At 69.8% G+C, this 17376-nt stretch carries 13 protein-coding genes; 10 read left to right on the top strand and 3 right to left on the bottom strand.

What is annotated here, in order from left to right; genetic code table 11:
- Positions 1-14: 14 nt before the first annotated feature.
- The 7 genes from F8566_RS01975 to F8566_RS01945 all read left to right on the top strand — a co-directional run bounded on the left by F8566_RS01975 (position 15) and on the right by F8566_RS01945 (position 12337).
- A complete protein-coding gene (locus F8566_RS01975) occupies positions 15-803 on the top strand; it encodes a DeoR/GlpR family DNA-binding transcription regulator (RefSeq protein WP_151557322.1) in 789 nt (262 codons plus the stop codon).
- Positions 804-1135: 332 nt separating this feature from the next.
- The gene (locus F8566_RS01970; protein ID WP_225992768.1) at positions 1136-3895 is read left to right on the top strand and encodes a glycoside hydrolase family 78 protein; all 2760 of its coding nucleotides are present in this window, start codon (positions 1136-1138) and stop codon (positions 3893-3895) included.
- 61 nt (positions 3896-3956) lie between these two features.
- Positions 3957-5249 carry an ABC transporter substrate-binding protein gene (locus F8566_RS01965; RefSeq protein WP_151557318.1) on the top strand — a complete coding sequence of 431 codons (1293 nt, stop codon included), beginning with the start codon at positions 3957-3959 and terminating at the stop codon, positions 5247-5249.
- Between the two features lie 2 nt (positions 5250-5251).
- Positions 5252-6199, top strand: coding sequence for a carbohydrate ABC transporter permease (locus F8566_RS01960; protein ID WP_151557316.1), 948 nt, complete (start codon positions 5252-5254; stop codon positions 6197-6199).
- Entirely contained in the window at positions 6196-7023 is an 828-nt protein-coding gene (locus F8566_RS01955) for a carbohydrate ABC transporter permease (RefSeq protein ID WP_225992767.1), read from the top strand. Before F8566_RS01960 ends, F8566_RS01955 begins: the two co-directional genes overlap by 4 nt.
- Positions 7020-10766 carry a glycosyl hydrolase gene (locus tag F8566_RS01950; protein ID WP_151557314.1) on the top strand — a complete coding sequence of 1249 codons (3747 nt, stop codon included), beginning with the start codon at positions 7020-7022 and terminating at the stop codon, positions 10764-10766. The genes F8566_RS01955 and F8566_RS01950 overlap by 4 nt, the downstream gene beginning before the upstream one ends.
- On the top strand, positions 10733-12337 hold the full coding sequence (locus F8566_RS01945; protein ID WP_151557312.1) for an alkaline phosphatase D family protein: 1605 nt from the start codon (positions 10733-10735) through the stop codon (positions 12335-12337). Before F8566_RS01950 ends, F8566_RS01945 begins: the two co-directional genes overlap by 34 nt.
- A 66-nt stretch (positions 12338-12403) precedes the next feature.
- Here the strand turns inward: F8566_RS01945 and F8566_RS01940 are convergent, their stop codons facing one another.
- Positions 12404-13201 carry an SAM-dependent methyltransferase gene (locus F8566_RS01940; protein ID WP_151557310.1) on the bottom strand — a complete coding sequence of 266 codons (798 nt, stop codon included), beginning with the start codon at positions 13199-13201 and terminating at the stop codon, positions 12404-12406.
- 335 nt (positions 13202-13536) lie between these two features.
- Here F8566_RS01940 and F8566_RS01935 point away from each other — a divergent pair, with 335 nt between their 5' ends.
- The 3 genes from F8566_RS01935 to F8566_RS01925 all read left to right on the top strand — a co-directional run bounded on the left by F8566_RS01935 (position 13537) and on the right by F8566_RS01925 (position 15755).
- On the top strand, positions 13537-14109 hold the full coding sequence (locus tag F8566_RS01935; protein WP_151557308.1) for an RNA polymerase sigma factor: 573 nt from the start codon (positions 13537-13539) through the stop codon (positions 14107-14109).
- Complete coding sequence (locus F8566_RS01930; protein ID WP_151557306.1) at positions 14102-14995, top strand: CU044_5270 family protein; 894 nt, start codon at positions 14102-14104, stop codon at positions 14993-14995. The genes F8566_RS01935 and F8566_RS01930 overlap by 8 nt, the downstream gene beginning before the upstream one ends.
- A gap of 265 nt (positions 14996-15260) precedes the next feature.
- Positions 15261-15755: a hypothetical protein gene (locus F8566_RS01925; RefSeq protein ID WP_151557304.1), complete on the top strand. Its 495-nt coding sequence runs from the start codon at positions 15261-15263 to the stop codon at positions 15753-15755.
- Positions 15756-15787: 32 nt separating this feature from the next.
- On the opposite strand, the gene F8566_RS01920 is transcribed toward F8566_RS01925, so the two are convergent.
- Both F8566_RS01920 and F8566_RS01915 read right to left on the bottom strand, forming a co-directional pair.
- Positions 15788-16654, bottom strand: a complete 867-nt coding sequence (locus tag F8566_RS01920) for a phytanoyl-CoA dioxygenase family protein (protein WP_151557302.1) — start codon at positions 16652-16654, stop codon at positions 15788-15790.
- Positions 16651-17280, bottom strand: coding sequence for a TetR/AcrR family transcriptional regulator (locus tag F8566_RS01915; RefSeq protein WP_151557300.1), 630 nt, complete (start codon positions 17278-17280; stop codon positions 16651-16653). The genes F8566_RS01920 and F8566_RS01915 overlap by 4 nt, the downstream gene beginning before the upstream one ends.
- Between the last annotated feature and the right edge of the window lie 96 nt (positions 17281-17376).

Raw genomic sequence — 17376 nt, 5'->3', positions numbered from 1 at the left:
GAGAGGATCGCAGCATGACCAAGGAGTTCAGCGGCCGGCGCGGGCCCGAGGTGCGCCGCCAGGCCATCACCGACCACGTTCTCTCGGTGGGATCGGTCACCGCCGGAGACCTGGCCGAACGGTTCGGCGTGAGCATCATGACGATCCACCGTGACCTGGACGAACTCGAACGGCAGGGCATCGTCCGCAAGTACCGGGGCGGGGTGACCGCGCAACCGTCCGGCGTGTTCGAGAGCAATGTCGCCTACCGCATGAAGTCCATGCAGCCCGCCAAGGACGCCATCGCCGAGAAGGCAGTCCGCCTGGTGGAGCCCGGCATGGCGGTGATGCTCGACGACTCCACCACCACCCTGGCGCTGGCCCGCAGGCTCGGCGACGTCACCCCGCTGACCGTGATCACCAACTTCCTGGAGACCACCACCCTCCTGGCCCGCGAACCCGGGATCCGGCTGATGGCACTGGGCGGGGAGTACGACTCGCTGCACGACTCCTTCCTCGGGGTCTCGTGCGTGGACGCCATCGCGGCGCTGCAGGTCGACCTGTGCTTCGTGTCGACCTCGGCCGTCTCCGGCGGGTTCGCCTACCACCAGGAGCAGCACATCGTCTCGGTCAAGCGGGCCATGCTGGAGGCCGCCGCACGCAACGTGCTGCTGGTGGACCACTCCAAGCTCGGCCGGGTCGCGCTGCACAGGGTGGCGCCGCTGTCGGTGTTCGACCGGGTCATCGTCGATGACGGCGCGAGCTCCGAGGCGCTGCGCGAGCTGGACGAGCACAAGGTCACCTACGAGGTCGCCGCCACCTGAGCAAAAGCCGGAGTCGATGCGGGCACAACTTCGTAACGTTCACTCTGGTTCTTATCCCACGTGAACTATCGTTCGGCCTGCCGTGCCGGACTCACCCACGCCATGGGCTCGACGGACGCCGTCCGAACGCCCAAACATAGCCGTTGAGCAGTGCGAACACCGCACGCTAACAGCGGAACCGGGCAGGCCGCGTACGCCCTCCCCGCAGCAGCGAGGGCCGACGAAACGTGGTGTATCTGACATCTTGACACCCAACTTGGGCATCCCTACGCTCCAACTCACACTTTTTAGTGTTAATTCACAGCACGTACATGCAGGGATCGGAGCGGCTCATGACCGGCCACCACACGACCGGGCTGGCGCCTTACGCCCTGCGGTGTGAGCGACTGGCCGAGCCACTGGGCGTGGACGAGCGGGCACCGCTGCTCTCGTGGCGGCTCGCCTCAGGCCGCCGGGGCGACGCGCCCGCCCTCTACCGGGTCCGGGTGCGGACCGAGGCCGGCGAGCAGGTCTGGGACACCGGCGAGGTGGCCGACCCGGCGGCGGTGTCCGTCCGCTACTCGGGCGCCCCGCTGACTCCCCGCACGCGCTACCGCTGGGAAGTCGTCGTCACCGCCGAGGACGGCACGACCGGTCAGGCCGGTTCATGGTTCGAGACCGGGCAGCTCTCCCCGGCGGCCTGGCAGGCGTGCTGGATCACCCATGACACCAGTGATCTCGACGTGGTGGACGCGCCGGAAGAGGGCGAGGTCGCTCTCACCGACCATGGCCTGCAGCCCGCCGTCCGGCTGCGCCGCACGTTCGAGGTCACCGCCTCCGAGGTCACCGCCTCGCCCGAGGTCACCGCCTCACGCAAGGCCCCCGGCTCTCCCGTCCGCGCCCGCCTGTACGTCACCGCCCGCGGGCTCTATGAGATGCGGCTGAACGGCCACCGCGTCGGCGACGCCGAGCTCGCTCCAGGCTGGACTGACTACCGCGACCGCATCGACTACCAGGTCCACGACGTGACCGCGCTCATCGGCGAGGGCGAGAACGTCCTGGCCGCCACGCTCGCCGACGGCTGGTGGAGTGGTTTCGTCGGCTTCGACCCGCGCCGTTCCGGTGCACATTATGGAGCGTTCCCGGAGCTGCTGGCGGAGCTGCACCTCGACCACGCGAACGGTGATCGGAAGGTCATCGCCACGGACGGGTCGTGGCGTACCCGCCGCTCCCCCATCCGGTACGCCGACCTGCTGATGGGCGAGTGTCACGACCTGCGCCGCGACACGCCCGGCTGGGATCGTCCCGGGTTCGGCGACGCGGACGGCTGGCTGCCCGCCATGGTCACCGGTGCCGACCACGACCTGATCACCGCCGCCGTGGCGCCACCGGTCCGCGCCATGCGGGATCTGCCCGCCCGTACCGTCACCCGCATCGGCGGCGACCGTCATCTGGTCGATTTCGGCCAGAACTTCGCCGGCCGGGTACGCCTCGTCGCCCGCGGTCTCACACCGGGTGCCCGGGTGACCATCCGGCACGGCGAGGCCTTGGACGACGACGGCGCGCTCTACACCGACAACCTGCGCACCGCCGACGCGACCGACGTGCTCATCGCCGGGGGCGACGCCGAGACCGTCTTCGAACCGCGTTTCACCTACCACGGCTTCCGCTACGCGGAGGTCACCGGACTGCCCGCGCTGGACGCCGCCGACATCACCGGCGTGGTCCTCCACAACGACACGCCGTGGGCCGGCGACTTCGCCTGTTCCGATCCCGACGTCGAGCGCCTGTACCAGGCCATCTGCTGGGGGCAGCGGTCCAACTTCGTCAGCGTCCCCACCGACTGCCCGCAGCGCGACGAGCGGCTGGGCTGGCTCGCCGACGCGCAGGTGTTCCTGCCCACCGCCTGCCTGAACGCCGATGTCGCGGCCTTCTTCGAGGGCTGGCTGCGCGAGGTGCGCGGCGCCCAGTCCTCCGACGGCTGCTTCACCAACGTGGCACCGAGGCTGGCCGGCGTCGCCGACGAGGGCGCGCCCGGCTGGGGCGACGCCGGTGTGCTGGTGCCCTGGCATCTCTACCAGGCATACGGGGACGAACGGATCCTGGAGCGCAATCTCGACGCCATGACCGCCTGGGTCGACCACGTGCACCGGCACAACCCCGACCTGGTGTGGCGGCACCGCGTCGGCCCGCACTTCGCCGACTGGCTCGCCCCTGCGCCCACCCCGCGCGACGTCGTCGCCACCGCCTACTTCGCCCGTAGCACCGACCTCACGGCCCGCGCCGCCGAGATCCTCGGCCGGACCGAGACGGCGCAGCGCTACGGGGCACTCGGCAGGCACATCGTTAAAACGTTCGCCGAGCACTTCGTCACACCCGAAGGCGTGGTCGCCGGCGACACCCAGACCGGATATCTCCTGGCCCTCGCGTTCGGCCTGCTGCCGGAGCACCTGGTGCCGCGAGCCGCGGAGCGCCTGGCCGGGCTGGTCGAGGCGGCGGGCCCCGGCGTCACCACCGGGTTCCTCGGTGTGGGCCTGGTCGCGCCGGTCCTGGACGCCTGCGGACGGCCTGACCTGGCACACGCGTTGCTGCGCAGGACCGATCCGCCGTCCTGGCTGTACCCGCTGCGGCATGGCGCGACCACGATCTGGGAGCGCTGGGACGGCTACATCCCCGGGCGCGGTTTCCAGGCCGCGGCGATGAACTCGTTCAACCACTACGCGCTGGGCTCGATCGGCGAATGGCTCTACCAGGGCGTCGCCGGGCTCGCCCAGACACCCGGCTCCGCCGGTTATCGCGAGCTGCTGGTCCGTCCCAGGCCCGGCGACCTGACCTGGGCGCGCGCCTCGTACGAATCGGTGCGCGGCATGATCCGGACGTCCTGGACCCGGGCGGACGGCGTGCTGCGGCTGGAGGTGAGCGTGCCGCCGGGCGCGACCGCGATCGTGCACGTCCCGACCGGCGATCCCGGCGGTGTGCGCGAGAGCGGGGTCGCGGTGGCCGACGCCACCGGGGTCCAGGTCATCGGCACCGAGGCCAGGACGCTCCTGTGCCGGGTGACCTCGGGGAACTACCGCTTCACCGCTGCCGATCCGCGGCTTGCCGCCCCCTAGCGGCGGTATCCGCAGCCACATAGATCATCGCGGCGCAGGGCCGCGGTTTCGAGGAGGACTCATGACATCGTCGTACGGAACGGCAGCCCTCAGCCGCCGCGGATTCCTCGGGCTGACCGGCGGCGTCGCCGCCATGGGCGCGCTCGCGGCCTGCGGCGGGACGTCCGGCGGAAGCAGCGGAGGCGGCGGGGGTGGGGGCGCGACGCTGCGCCTGGTCGCCGTCGCCGACCAGCAGAAGCCGCTCGAACTGCTGCTCAAGGAGTACACCAAGAGCAAGTTCAGCGCCTCGTACGCCCCGACCGACCAGGTGCAGACCTCGGTGCGCACCCAGCTCGGCGCGGGCAACGCCCCCGACGTGCACGTGGTGTTCCCCGGTGACGGCTCGGCGATGAGCATGGCCCAGATCGCCCAGGCCGGGCTGCTGGCCGATCTGAGCGACCAGGCCTGGACGAAGCGCATCCCGCCCGGCCTGAAGCCCGCGTTCCAGAAGGACGGCAAGACCTTCCTCTACTCGGCGGGCTCCAGCGTCATCGGCGCGATCTACAACAAGAAGGTCTTCCAGGAGGCCGGCGTCGAGCCGCCCACCACCTGGAGCGAGTTCCTGGACGTCTGCGAGAAGATCAAGAAGAAGGGCAAGGTGCCGATCGCCCTCGGCGCCCAGACCCAGTGGGTCACCCAGCTGATCACGTACGCCCTGGTCCCCTCCACCGTCTACGCCAAGAACCCCAAGTTCGACGAGCAGATGCGGGCGGGCTCGGCCAGCTTCGCGAACTCGGGCTGGAAGGACGCGTTCGACATGTACCTGGAGCTGCAGAAGCGCGGGTACTTCAACGACAACCCCAACGGCACCACGCTGGAGCAGCAGACCTCGATGGTCGCCACCGGCAAGGCCGCGATGGCGATCCAGGTGTCGGCGGTGCTGCCCGACTTCCGCAAGGCCGCCTCCAACGCCGACGACCTGGACATGTTCCCGGTGCCCGGCGCCGACGACGCGAACCAGGTCTGGGTCCCGGCGGGCGTGGTCGTCGGACTGGGCGTGAGCGCCCGTGGCAAGAACGTCGACGAGGCCAAGGCGTTCCTGGAGTTCCTCGGCCAGCAGCAGAACATGAACCGCTGGGCCGAGGCCGTCGCCTGCGTGCCGCTCACCCGTGACTCCGCCTCCAAGATCGACCCCGTGCTGAAGTCGTTCCTGCCGTTCATCGACGCCAACAAGGCCGTGCCGTTCATGGACCAGAACTGGCCGAACGCCGAAATCCAGCCCGCCCACTTCGCGGTGGTGCAGGAGCTGCTGGGCGGGCGGACGACGGTGGCCAAGGCGCTGGCCAAGCTGGACGAGACCTACCGGAAGAAGTGACCGTGACCTCCACCCTTCGTCCCGCCCCGGCGAAACGGGCCGCGCCGCCAGGCGCCGCGGCCCGCCGCCGGCGGCGGGGCGCCCGCTTCCTGTCGCCGCCGTGGTGGTTCGCCGCCCCGGCTCTGGCCATCTACGCCCTGGTGGTGCTGTACCCGAGCCTCAGCGGCATCGTGTACGCCTTCACCGACTGGAACGGCCTGGGCGAGCGGAGCTTCAACGGCCTGGCCAACTTCAGCAAGTTGTTCGATGACGAGGCGGCACGCGGCTCGCTGGTCAACACGCTGCTGCTGACCGTGGCGATCGTGCTCGTGCAGAACGCCGTCGGGTTGCTGCTGGCCCTCGGCGTGCACGCCAAGATCAAGTCGCGGACCGTGCTGCGGGTGGTGTTCTTCGCCCCGGCCGTGGTCAGCCCGGTGATGGTGGCGTTCCTGTGGAAGTACATCTACAACCCCTCGCCGGACGCCGGGCTCAACGGCATCCTCGGCGCGGTGGGCCTGGGCGGGCTGCGGCAGGACTGGCTGGGCAACCCCGACCTGGCGATCTGGTCGATCGCGGGCATGGTGGTCTGGCAGTTCGCCGGCTACTCGATGGTGATCTTCCTGGCCGGGCTGGAGGGGGTGCCCGCCGAGCTGCACGAGGCCGCGATGATCGACGGCGCGAGCCGGTGGCAGCGCTTCCGGCACGTCACCTGGCCGCTGCTGGCCCCCGCGGTCACCATCAACCTGATGTTGTCGACCATCGGCGGCCTCAAGCTGTTCGACCAGGTCTACGCCGCGACCAACGGCGGGCCCGGGCACGCCAGCGAGACGTTGTCCACGGTGCTCTACAAGCAGGCGTTCGTGTTCGGCAACTACGGCTACAGCACCGCGATCGCACTGGTGCTGGCGCTGTTCGTGGCCGCGGTGTCGATGATTCAGATCCATTACCTGCGTGGGCGGGAGGTCGCGTGAACATCAGGTACGGTCTGCGCACGCTGGGACTGGAACTGGTGATGATCGCGGTTGCGGTCGCCTTCCTGTTCCCGGTGTACGCGCTGGTCACAATGTCGCTCAAGGACCAGAAGCAGGTCGCCGAGTCGCCGCTGGCGCTGCCGTCCAGCCCGACGTTCGACAACTTCTCCAACGCCTGGACGCGCGCCGAGCTCGGCCCGGCGCTGTTCAACAGCACGGTGATCACGGTCGGCAGCCTGGTGGCGCTGATCGCGATCGGCTCGTTCGCCGCGTACTTCCTGTCGCGCCGCGCCTCGCGGCTGGGCTACGGGCTGTACGTGCTGTTCCTGCTGGGCATCGTGCTGCCGTTCCAGCTCGGGATGATCCCGCTGTTCAAGCTGGTGGACGAGGCGGGACTGCTCGGCACCATGCAGGGGATGATCATTTTCTACACCGGCATCCAGCTGCCCTTCACGATCTTCCTTTACACCGGGTTCATCAGGGCGCTGCCCGCCGACTACGCCAACGCGGCGCTGATCGACGGCGCCGGGCACTTCCAGGCGTTCACCCGGGTGGTGTTCCCGCTGCTGCGGCCGATCACCGGCACCGTGCTCATCCTCAACGCGGTGTTCATCTGGAACGACTTCTTCACGCCCCTGCTCTATCTGGGCGGCTCCACCCGCGAGACGGTCCCGGTGCGGATCTTCGCCTTCGTCGGCCAGTACGTCTCCGACAACGGGCTGGTGTTCGCCGGGCTGGTGCTGGCCGCGCTGCCGATCCTCGCCGTGTTCCTGGTGTTGCAGCGGTACGTGATCAAGGGCTTCGCGAGCGGGCTGAAGGGATGATCCCCCGTCGCCTGCGGGCGGCGCTGGACGAGCCGCCCCGCGCGTACTCCCCCGCGCCCATCTGGTGGTGGAGCGGCGAACGGCTCGACCGCCGGCGGCTGCGCGACCAGCTCGAACGGTTCGCGGCGGGCGGCGTCTACAACCTGGTGATCCTCAACCTCGCGCCGTCCGGGCCCATGTTCGGGGCGGACGCCGACGAGCCGGCGTTCTTCAGCGACGAGTGGTGGGAACTGCTCGACGGGGTGTGCGACGACGCCGCCCGGCTCGGGGTGTCGCTGTGGTTCTACGACCAGCTCGGCTTCTCCGGGGCCGACCTCCAGGCGCGGCTGGTGCGTGACGTCCCCGCGTTCGCCGGGCAATGGCTGGAGCCGGACGGGCGCGCCACGACTCGCGGGTTCGACTACCTGTCGGCGCGGGCGTGCGCGGGGCTGCTCGACCGTGTGCACGGGGAGTTCGAACGGCGGCTCGGGCACAGGCTCGGCAATGTGATCGTCGGTTCGTTCCAGGATGAGCTGCCCGCGCTGCCGACCTGGACGGAGGGCTTCGCGGAGGAGTTCGCCGCGCGCCGCGGCTACGACCTGACGCCCCGCCTCTCGTATCTGTGGAAAGGCGGAGACGAGGCTTATCGGGTCCGGCGTGACTACCAGCTCACCCGGGCGGAGCTGGCCGAAGAGGCGTTCTTCCGGCCGTTGACCGACTGGCACACCCGGCACGGGCTCCTGCATGGCTGCGACCAGCAGGATCCGGCCCGCGCCGGGCATCCGGCCGACGGTGTGCGGCTGTACGCCGACTACGCCCGCACCCACCGCTGGTTCGGCGCTCCCGGCTCTGACCACCACGGCGACGCGCGCATCCACTCCTCCCTGGCGCACCTTTACGGCAGGGACCGCGTGTGGATCGAGGCGTTCCACTCCAGCGGCTGGGGCGGCACGCTGGAGGAGACCTTCGATTGGCTGCTCCCGTGGCTGCGCGCCGGAGCCACTCTCTACAACCCGCACGCGGTCTACTACACGACAAAGGCCGGCTGGTGGGAGTGGGCACCGCCCGCCACCGACTGGCGTCAGCCCTATTGGGCGCACCACCGGATTTTCGCCGAGGCGGTCACGCGGCTGTGCGCGGCCCTGTCGCTGGGACGTCACGTCTGTGACGTGGCCGTGCTGTTCCCGACCGCGACCGCCCAGGCGGGCACCCGGCTCGACGGCGTGGATCCGTCGGCCGCGCTGGCCCAGGAGACCTACCGGGCGCTGGTGGGCGACATGGCGTGGTTCCAGATGGTCCCCGGCGAGCTCGACCGGCTCCGCGTCGACGCCGACGTCATCGACGACGACTCCGTTCACCGGGCCGCGGTGGAGGCGGGACGGCTGAACGTCGCGGAGGAGTCGTACGGCACGGTCCTGCTGCCCGCCTGCACCGTTCTCGAAGCGGAGACCGCCCGGCGGCTGATCTCGCTCGCCGAGCAGGGCGGCCGCGTCATCGCCGTCGGGCCGCCGCCGCGGCACGGCGTCGGCGCCCCGGACGCCGACGAGGTGGTGGCCAGGCTGGGCGCGCTGCTGGAGACCGTGCCGGACGCGGGCTCGCTCGGTGCTGTGCTGGAGGGCTCCCGGCGGGTCGAGGCACCGGTCCCCGCCTTGGTCCGCGAGATCGACGGCGCCACGGTGGTGTTCCTGACGGCGGCCGAGTCCATGGCGAGCCGGGTGTCGGTAGGGCGCCCGGACGAACGCGGAGCGGACCTCGGCTGGCTGGACGTGACCTACGACTTCGACCCCGGCCGCTACCACCGCGACATGCGGGTCCGGGTCCACGGCGTCACGGGTCCGGCGTTCCTGGTGAGCCCCTTCGGCGGCCCGCCCCGAGCACTGCCGGTCGCCTCGGCGAGCGACGAGCGAGGGGCGTCGGCTGAGGTCGTCGTCCCGTTCGATGACGGGCCCGCCGCGCTCCTGGTCTTCCCGGGCGGCGAAGGCCCGCCGCAGGAGCCGTCGCGACAGCCGCGTCCGCTGGACGAGATGGACCTCGGTTCGACGTGGGACATGGAGCTGGTGCCGACACTCGACAACACCTGGGGCGACTTCGCCCACCCGGCTGGTGACATGGCGTCCCTGGAGCGCTGGCAGCTGTGGCACCAGGTTGACGGTGGAGAATGGACACCGGTCCACGCGACCTTCGGTCCCCACGGCCTCTGGTCCGGACCCGGCGGAGATGGCTGGCGTCCGGTGGTCTACTCCGACACTCGTGGCATCCATAAGGACCCGATCCACCGAGCCGTGCTCGGCCCGAAGGGGCATGTCCCGGAGGAGTTTCTCGACTTCGGGGAAGTCGCGGCGGGGAGACAGGTGGTCCTGCGCACCCGCGTGGCCGTTCCCGCCCAGGGCGGTTTCGTCATGCTCGGCAGCGCCGCCGCCAAGACGCTTCTGGTCGACGGGACCGAGGTGCCGCTCGACGACCGCGGCTATCTGGCGGTGGCCAGGACGCCGCTCCCACCGGGTGAGCACGCTCTCGAGCTTCGCCTTGTGCCCGACGAGGACGTGCGGCTGCGCGGTCACCTGTCGATCGTGACGGACCCCGCCCGCTGCGCCCGCCCCGAATGGATCACAGCTGCGGGTCCTTCCCGTGCCGGTGGGCAGGTCTCCTTCAGCGCCGAACTGCCGCGCGCCGCCCGCCCGTCCGTCCTCCAGGTGACGACGGCGTCCCCGTGCCGCATCCTGGTCGACGGAGTGGAGATCGGCCGCCAAGGCGGCTTCGACCCGTACGCCGAGCAGGAGTCCCCCCGTGTCGGCCGCTACGAGGTGTCCGGCACCCGGCTCACTCTCGTCCTCACCGAGAACGAGAACCCCGCGGCGGTCCTCGTCGACGGCCCGCTCATGTCGGGCACCGGATGGCACGCCACCCGTGACGGCGCCACGGTGCCCGTCGTGCCCAGGCGTGCGCAGTCCGGCGATCCCGCCGCCTTCCACCTGCGGCGTCGCCCGCACCCGCTGCCCGGTGCCCATTGGCTGGAGGACGACGGCGGAGACGGCGCCGTCATGCCCGCGCTCTTCACCGTCCCCGATGCCCTACCCCGGTCCGAACGGCTCCGTTTCACGGTGCCGCCCGGCGCGACCCGGATGCGCTTCACGCCACGCGCCGAAGTCACCGACGTCCGCCTCGACGGCGTTCCGGTCTCGGCCACCGAGCAGGAGGGGGCCGTCGAAGTGGAGCTCCCCGAAGGCCAGCGGCCCGCCAGGACTGCGGAGTTGCACCTGCTGACCCGGCCGGAACACCAGGAAGGCGCCGCTCTGGCCGGTCCGGTCACGTTCGCCATCGGCACCGGCGTGATCGAGCTGGGCGACTGGGAGGACGTGGGGCTCGGCGGATACAGCGGCGGGATCCGCTACCGGCAGGCCCTGACCCTGCCGTCGGCTCCGGAAAAGGCCGAACTCGACCTCGGCCGCGTTCGCGGCACCGCCGAAGTGACGGTGAACGGGAGACCGGCAGGCATCCGGATCTGCGCCCCGTACACCTTCGACCTCGGCACGTCCCTGCACGGCGACCGCAACGAGATCGAGATCGTCGTCTACGGCACCCTGGCCCCCTACCTCGACGAGGCCAGCCCCACCCACTTCGTCTTCTCCGGCCAGCGCACATCCGGGCTGCTGGGACCTGTGATCCTCCGGACGTCCGGGGACGGGCTGCTCCCCGGAAGCTGCTCCACGTTGACCCCCAAGGAGAGCGGATGCCCCAGCGCGCGGCCCTCGACAGCCCGATGATCGGAAGACGTGATCTGCTCCTCACCGGAGGTGCCTTCGGAGTCGGCGCCGTGGCGGCCGGCCTGTCCGCCGCCCCGGCGTGGGCGGCCCCGACGTTCAAGGACCACCCCTTCGCACTCGGGGTGGCGTCCGGCGATCCGTGGCCGGACGGAGTCGTGCTGTGGACCAGGCTCGCACCCGAACCACTGGCCCTGGACGGCTCCGGCGGCATGCCGGCCCGCAAGGTCGAGGTCGGCTGGGAGGTGGCCGCCGACGAGCGCTTCCGCACGGTCGTCCGCCGTGGCCGCGCCTTCGCCGTCCCGGAGCTGGCTCACTCCGTGCACGTCGAGGTGCACGGACTGCGACCCGACCGCGAGTACTTCTACCGCTTCCGTGTCAGAGGCACGTTGAGCCAGGTCGGCCGCACCCGCACCGCACCGGCGCCCTGGGCGAGGACGCGTCGGTTGAGCTTCGCGGTGGCCTCCTGCCAGGCGTGGTTCGAGGGGTTCTACACGGCATACCGCCACATGGCCGAGGAGGACCTGGCGGTCGTGTTCCACCTGGGCGACTACATCTACGAGAACCAGATCAGCCCCACCGGTGGAATCCGCAACGTCGCCCTCGCCCCGGAGATCCAGGCCAAGCCCTTCGACTTGACGCAGTACCGGCTGCGGCACGCCCTGCACCGCTACGACCCCGACATCATCGCCGCGCATCAGGCGCACCCGTTCGTCATGGTCTGGGACGACCACGAGATCGACGACAACTGGGTGAGCGACATCTCCAAGGCCGACGGCGAGCCCGATGTGGACCCGGAGGTCTTCCGGCGGCGCAAGGCCGCCGCCGCCCAGGCCTACTACGAGAACCTGCCGCTGCGCCGGCCCGCCAAGCCACAGGGCGCGCATACCCGCCTGTACCGCAGGCTGCGGTACGGCAGGCTCGCCGACTTCCATGTCCTGGACACCCGGCAGTATCGCGCCGACCAGGCGTGCGGCGACCGCACCAGCGACTGCGCCGACCGGCTCACCCCCGGCCGGACCGTGCTGGGCCCCGAGCAGGAGAAGTGGCTGTACGAGGGGCTCGGGGACTCCCGCGCCACCTGGAACGTCATCCCCCAGCAGATCCCGGTGACGCAGGTCGACACCGTCCCCGGTGCCGGGCGCGCGTTCGTCATGGACTTCTGGGACGGCTACAAGCCCGCCCGCGACCGGCTCTTCGCCGAGATCGCCGAGCGCGACGTGCGCAATGCGGTCGTCCTCACCGGTGACATGCACCGCCATATGGCCGCCGATCTCAAGCTCGACTTCGACGACCCGGGATCCCGCACGATCGGCGTGGAGTTCGTCGCGACCTCCATCTCGACCAAGATGGACGGCGAGGACCTCGACCAGGGCGGCCGCAACCTGCTGGCCGCCAACGAGCACATCAAGTTCACCAGCTACCAGCGCGGCTACCTGCGCTGCACCTTGGACGAGGAGGCGTTCCGCACCGACTTCCGCGTCCTGCCGTACGTCACCCGGCCGGGCGCACCGATCAGCACCCGCACCTCCTATGTCACCGAGAACGGCAACCCCGGCCTCCAGCCCGCCTGACGAGGCCGGTGATCCCCGGAGCACCCGATGACGGCTCCGGCGCCATGCTCACGACGTGGCCGGGGGTCAGTTCTTGCGCGCCACGCCGGCGACCAGCCATCCGGAGGCCTCGGGAAAGGGACGGTTGGGGCGCCAGTCCGGTGCATTGACCACGCCTGGCTCGACGAGGTCCATGCCGTCGTAGAAGGAGCGGATCCGCTCACGCGAGCGCATGACCATCGGCTCGCGTGCGGTCTGGAACATCTCGACGAACTGGGCGACGTGCTCCGGGTTCTGGCCGTCACCCGTCATGTGGGACATCACCACGTGGCTCCCGGGGGCGACGGCGTCCCGGTATCGGGCCACGATCCCGGCCGGGTCGTCTTCGTCGGCTATCAGGTGCAGCAGGCCGACCAGGAGCACTCCCAGCGGACGCTGAAGATCGAGGAAGGACGTCTCCCGGATGTGGCCCAGGATCTCCTCCGGGTGCCGCGCGTCCGCGCTGATCACCGTCGCCGTCGACGAGCTCGACAGCAGCGCCCGGTAGTGGTTGACCACGACCTGATCGTGGTCGACGTACAGGACCCGGGCCGCCGGGTCGGCGTCGTGGGCGAGGTCGTGGACGTTCTTGGAGGTGGGCAGCCCGCAGCCGATGTCGACGAACTGCCGGATCCCCTCGTCCAGCAGGAAGCGCACGGCGCGCCGCAGGAATCGCCGGTTCTCCACGGCCGGACGGCGCTCGGCGTCATCGCCCCAAGGGCCCTCCGGCAACCCCTCGGCCACACCGCGGTCGGGCCCGTAGTGGTCCTTGCCCCCGATGATGTAGTCGTAGATCCGGGCGTCGGCAGGAGTCGTCGGGTCGAACTTCTCGTCAAACGAGCTCATCCGGCATATCCCCCGTCGCACAGTAAATCTGTCCAATTTTCACATATGTGCGCCTCGAATCGGCATCAACCGCCTGAGAACCGAGAATTCCTTTACTGGACTCCTTGTTAATTCTGGCCACCGCTCCCGGGGCCGTGCCCGCACGCCTTGCGGGGAGCCCCGTGGAGCCCCGGCGATCCAGCCCGCCTGGAGAGGACGGCGACGCGCATGCCTCCACCCTCGCGCAGCACCGACACAGACGTTCCGGGAAAGTGATTCGCGCGAATCGCGAAGTGTTGGTGTGAACCGACCACTTTCCATCCCCTTGGAGGCGTCCGCATGACGGAGGCAGGGACTTGAGGGCCAGTGTGGACGAGCCCGCGACCGACGCCGAGCTTGTCACCCGGTTCCGGCGGAATCCCGAGGAGTTCCACGCGGTCTACGACCGGTATCACCGCGACATCTATCTGTATGTGGCCGGGCGCCTGGACGTTCAGGCGGCGGACGACGTCGCGGCCGAGACGTTCCTGACGGCGTTCGGCGAGCGCGACCGGTTCGATCCCGGACGCGGAGGGCTTCGGCCCTGGCTGTTCGGCATCGCCACCAACCTGGTCGCCCGGCATCGGCGCAAGGAGGCCCGCCACTACCGGACGCTCGCGCGGGGGACGCACGAGCGCGCGTCCGACAGCCACGAGAACCGCGTCCTGACGTCGGTGAACGCCCAGCGCCTGCAGCCGCAGCTCGCGATGGCCCTGACCAAGCTCTCCCAGGGCGAGCGCGACGTCGTTCTGCTCGTGGCCCTCGCGCAGCTCACGCACGAGGAGGTGGCCGTGGCCCTCGGCATCTCGTACGGAACGGTGGGCTCCCGGCTGAGCCGTGCCCGCAAGAAGCTCCAGAACGCCATCAACCCGGAGGAAGTCAATGAATGACCTTCAGGATCTCGCCACTCTGCTGGCCAAGCCCGAACCACCCCGCGAGGCGGTCGACAACGGCCGCCACAAGCTGCAGAACGCCATGCTCAATCCCTCCCCGGCCCGCAAGCACAAGAAGGCCTGGCTGGCCGGCGGATTCGGCCTGACCGCCACCACCGCGGCCGCAGTCGTGCTGGTCTCCGCCGGGACGGGCGACCCGCACGCGCCCAACAGCCCGCCGGATCCGCAGATGACCGCGCGGCAGGTACTGCTCGCGGCGGCCACGACCGCGGAAAGACTGCCGGACAAGGGCGTCTACTGGCACATCAAGCTGGAGCAGAGGGAGCGCCCGGGCGCGGCGCCGGACATGAGCGAAAGCTGGATCAAGCGTGACGGCCGGGTCTGGTTCAAGGGCAGGAAGTCCGACGGCCGGCTCATCCAGATCGGCGATCAGCGATGGGGAATCGGCCCCCTCGATGTGAGCCTCGACCAGCTCCGACGCCTGCCGTCCAAGCCCGAGGACCTCAAGGGCTGGATCACCGACGCCGTGAAACGCAGCGATATCAGGACCAGCGCCGGGAGGCTCACCGCGGCCCAGCAGAAGCAAGCCGTCTTCCAGGGGCTGGTCTCCCTGATCAGCACGCTGCCGACACCGTCGAAGACCCGCGCTGCCGCCTTCCGCGCGATCGCCTCGTACCCCCATGTGAAGAGCACGGGGAAGGTGCCCGGCGGGCAGGGCCTGCAATTCCCCTCGGAGACCGGGGACACGGTCAGGATGGTCATCGATCCCGCGACCTCGCAGCTGCGCCAGACCAACATCCTCGTGTGGACCGACGGCGGTGAGTGGATCACCTCCGGCACGTACACGCTCACCACCGAGTGGACGAACGTCCAGCCCCGATAGTCCGGGACACCTCAACCGCGGAAACCCGATAACGCCCCGAGCCCGCCCAGCGGCTCGGGGCGTTCTTGTGCGTTGCCCGCCCTACTGGCGGCTTCGGCGCGGCGATGAACCGCGCCCGGCGGTGCGGATGTCAGACCCCTCGACTATTATCGAATATATGTTCGACACGAGCACGAGTGGTTCTCCCCCGAGCGGATCGGCGCAGTGATCTGTTCGGGCACTCCCCGCGAGCCGGCCGATCCTTCGACGTAAGGCGGACATGCCGATGACCACCTCGCCCGACACGCTCTCCACCGCCGTTAAGGCGATCACCAGTTCCCAAGCACGTCAGCACCCCGTCGTCATGATCACCTACTCTGCCGGCGGGAAGTCCCGAGTCTTTGTGCCGGACTGGGGAGAGCTGCGCGTGATCGACGATCGGCGCCTGCGCGTGGCGGTCTGGCCCTCCGACCCCACCGCGGCCAACCTGGACCACGACGGATCCGTCCTGCTGATCGTCACCGCTCTCTCCGACGTCCATCTCGTCCACGCCACGGCGCGCCGCCTGGTCAACGCCGCCATGGTGTGGGCTCACTACGAGCTCACCATCACCTCAGCACGGATCGTTGACCGGGGCACCGCACCTCACCCGCAGGCAGGCCACAACGGAAACGCCGGCAAAGAACTCCTGGCACACCGGCTGCCGAAGGCGGCTGACAAGCACCGGGAATATCGTCGCGATCCCAGGCCTTTGTCGAGCTCAGCGATCATCATCGACTGATCCGGCTGCGCGCCGTCCGAAGACCAGTGCCTCTAGGAGTCATTGATGTCCAGAAGGCGCTTGGGATGCATGCCGTCGACCATCCCGAGGAAGGGCGGATGGATGCTGTAACCGAGCATGCGCCGGATGTCGTCGGAGACCTCCGTTGCCACCTCGGGGCTGGTCGACAGGGTGAACGCTTCTTGTGTGCGTAGCCAGGGCTGGCAGTACTGGGCGGTGGCGGCCAACCGCGGCGCCGTGCTGCGGTTGGCGCCGCCGCCGTGCCAAAGGGTGCCCAGGAACAACACGCAGGAACCGGCGGGCATGAGGCCGGTCACGCGCGGGTCCGCGTCGGTAGGGGTTCTGCCGTCCGGCCAACGGTGGCTTCCCGGTAGCAGCACCGTCGCGCCGTTGTCTTCGGTGAACTCGTCGATCGCCCAGACCGTCGCCACCGACAGTGCGGCGCGGGGGCGGGGAACGGGGTAGAAACCGTCGTCGGGGTGGAGCAACTGGGCGTCTTCACCAGGCTGGATATTGATGACCTGGAGCTGGGACAACAGGTAGTTGGGCAGCAGGAGCCTGTCGAGCAGGGCAAGCACCCGGGGGTGGTCGACCAGGCGGTCGACGGCGCGCGTCTTGTTGAGCACGCTGTAGATCCGCTGGGTGTGATGGCCTTCGAAACTGTTGCGGCCCACCGGCCCGAGCAACGGTGTGAGCTCAGCACGCAGGTCCTCGCGTTCCTTCTGGCTGAGCAGATCCCTCAGGATGACGTAGCCGTCGCGTTCCAGGGCCGCCAGGTCGGCTTCGATCCGCGCGGTCTGGACACCACGGTCCTTGCTGGTGACGCGGTGGGTGCGGGCGAGATCGCCGGCCAGATCCTCCAGCCGGTGCACTTCGGGATTGGTGCTCGGCTCGGTCATGGTGTCCTCCGTCGGTCTCGAGCGGCTCCGGCGGCTCCGGCCACAAAGGCCCACAGTTGCGCGGCCACCTGCGTGCGGTCTGGACGAGGAGTCCGGGTCAGGGCCACCATGACGGCCATGTGCACTCCGCCCAGGACCGCCGCCACGAGCAGCTCCGGGTCGCGGTCGGAGGGAAGGTCGCCGTCGCGCTGACCGCGCGCCATGTTCCGGGCACCCAGTTCGATGGCGGCGTGCAGGCGTTGCCTCTCCACGCTCGCGGTCTCGGCGTCGCCGCCCACCCGGCCGAGTACGACGGGGGCGAGCGGATCGTCGTACAGATGCTCCACCCACGCGGTGACGCGCGACTGCTCCCGCTCGTACCAGCTGTCGCCGTCGAACTCCCTGTTGACCGCGGCCTCGTCCAGCCGGTCGTAGAAACCGGAGACGACCGCGGCCAGCAGGCCACTACGGGTGCCGAAATAGCGATAGGGCAGGCCCACGCTCACTCCGGCCCGCCGCGCCACGGCCGCCACCTCGAGGTCGCCGGTCTCGACCATCTCCTCAGCGGCCGCCGCGAGGATCCGTTGCCGGGCTGACGCGCCCTGCGCGGACCACCGTCGCTCCCCGCGATCACCATCATTGTCCATGAGCGGATTCTAAGTTGAGCTCAACTCAACCTGCAAGGGACCACCGAACCGGGGGATGCCTGGCGGCAGTAGACTTGATTAAGCGCATAACGTTTG

This window comes from Actinomadura rudentiformis (assembly GCF_008923185.1).
GTDB classification, from domain to species: Bacteria; Actinomycetota; Actinomycetes; order Streptosporangiales; family Streptosporangiaceae; genus Spirillospora; species Spirillospora rudentiformis.
Note: the sequence above shows the minus strand (reverse complement) of the source record. Positions and strands in the feature narration are given on the sequence as shown.

What these genes read in the sequence shown, in the direction of transcription:
- F8566_RS01975 (WP_151557322.1), top strand. Translation starts at nt 15, where the DNA reads ATGACCAAGGAGTTCAGCGGCCGGCGCGGGCCCGAGGTGCGCCGCCAG.
- F8566_RS01970 (WP_225992768.1), top strand. Translation starts at nt 1,136, where the DNA reads ATGACCGGCCACCACACGACCGGGCTGGCGCCTTACGCCCTGCGGTGT.
- F8566_RS01965 (WP_151557318.1), top strand. Translation starts at nt 3,957, where the DNA reads ATGACATCGTCGTACGGAACGGCAGCCCTCAGCCGCCGCGGATTCCTC.
- F8566_RS01950 (WP_151557314.1), top strand. Translation starts at nt 7,020, where the DNA reads ATGATCCCCCGTCGCCTGCGGGCGGCGCTGGACGAGCCGCCCCGCGCG.
- F8566_RS01945 (WP_151557312.1), top strand. Translation starts at nt 10,733, where the DNA reads ATGCCCCAGCGCGCGGCCCTCGACAGCCCGATGATCGGAAGACGTGAT.
- F8566_RS01940 (WP_151557310.1), bottom strand. Translation starts at nt 13,201, where the DNA reads ATGAGCTCGTTTGACGAGAAGTTCGACCCGACGACTCCTGCCGACGCC.
- F8566_RS01930 (WP_151557306.1), top strand. Translation starts at nt 14,102, where the DNA reads ATGAATGACCTTCAGGATCTCGCCACTCTGCTGGCCAAGCCCGAACCA.
- F8566_RS01925 (WP_151557304.1), top strand. Translation starts at nt 15,261, where the DNA reads ATGACCACCTCGCCCGACACGCTCTCCACCGCCGTTAAGGCGATCACC.
- F8566_RS01920 (WP_151557302.1), bottom strand. Translation starts at nt 16,654, where the DNA reads ATGACCGAGCCGAGCACCAATCCCGAAGTGCACCGGCTGGAGGATCTG.
- F8566_RS01915 (WP_151557300.1), bottom strand. Translation starts at nt 17,280, where the DNA reads ATGGACAATGATGGTGATCGCGGGGAGCGACGGTGGTCCGCGCAGGGC.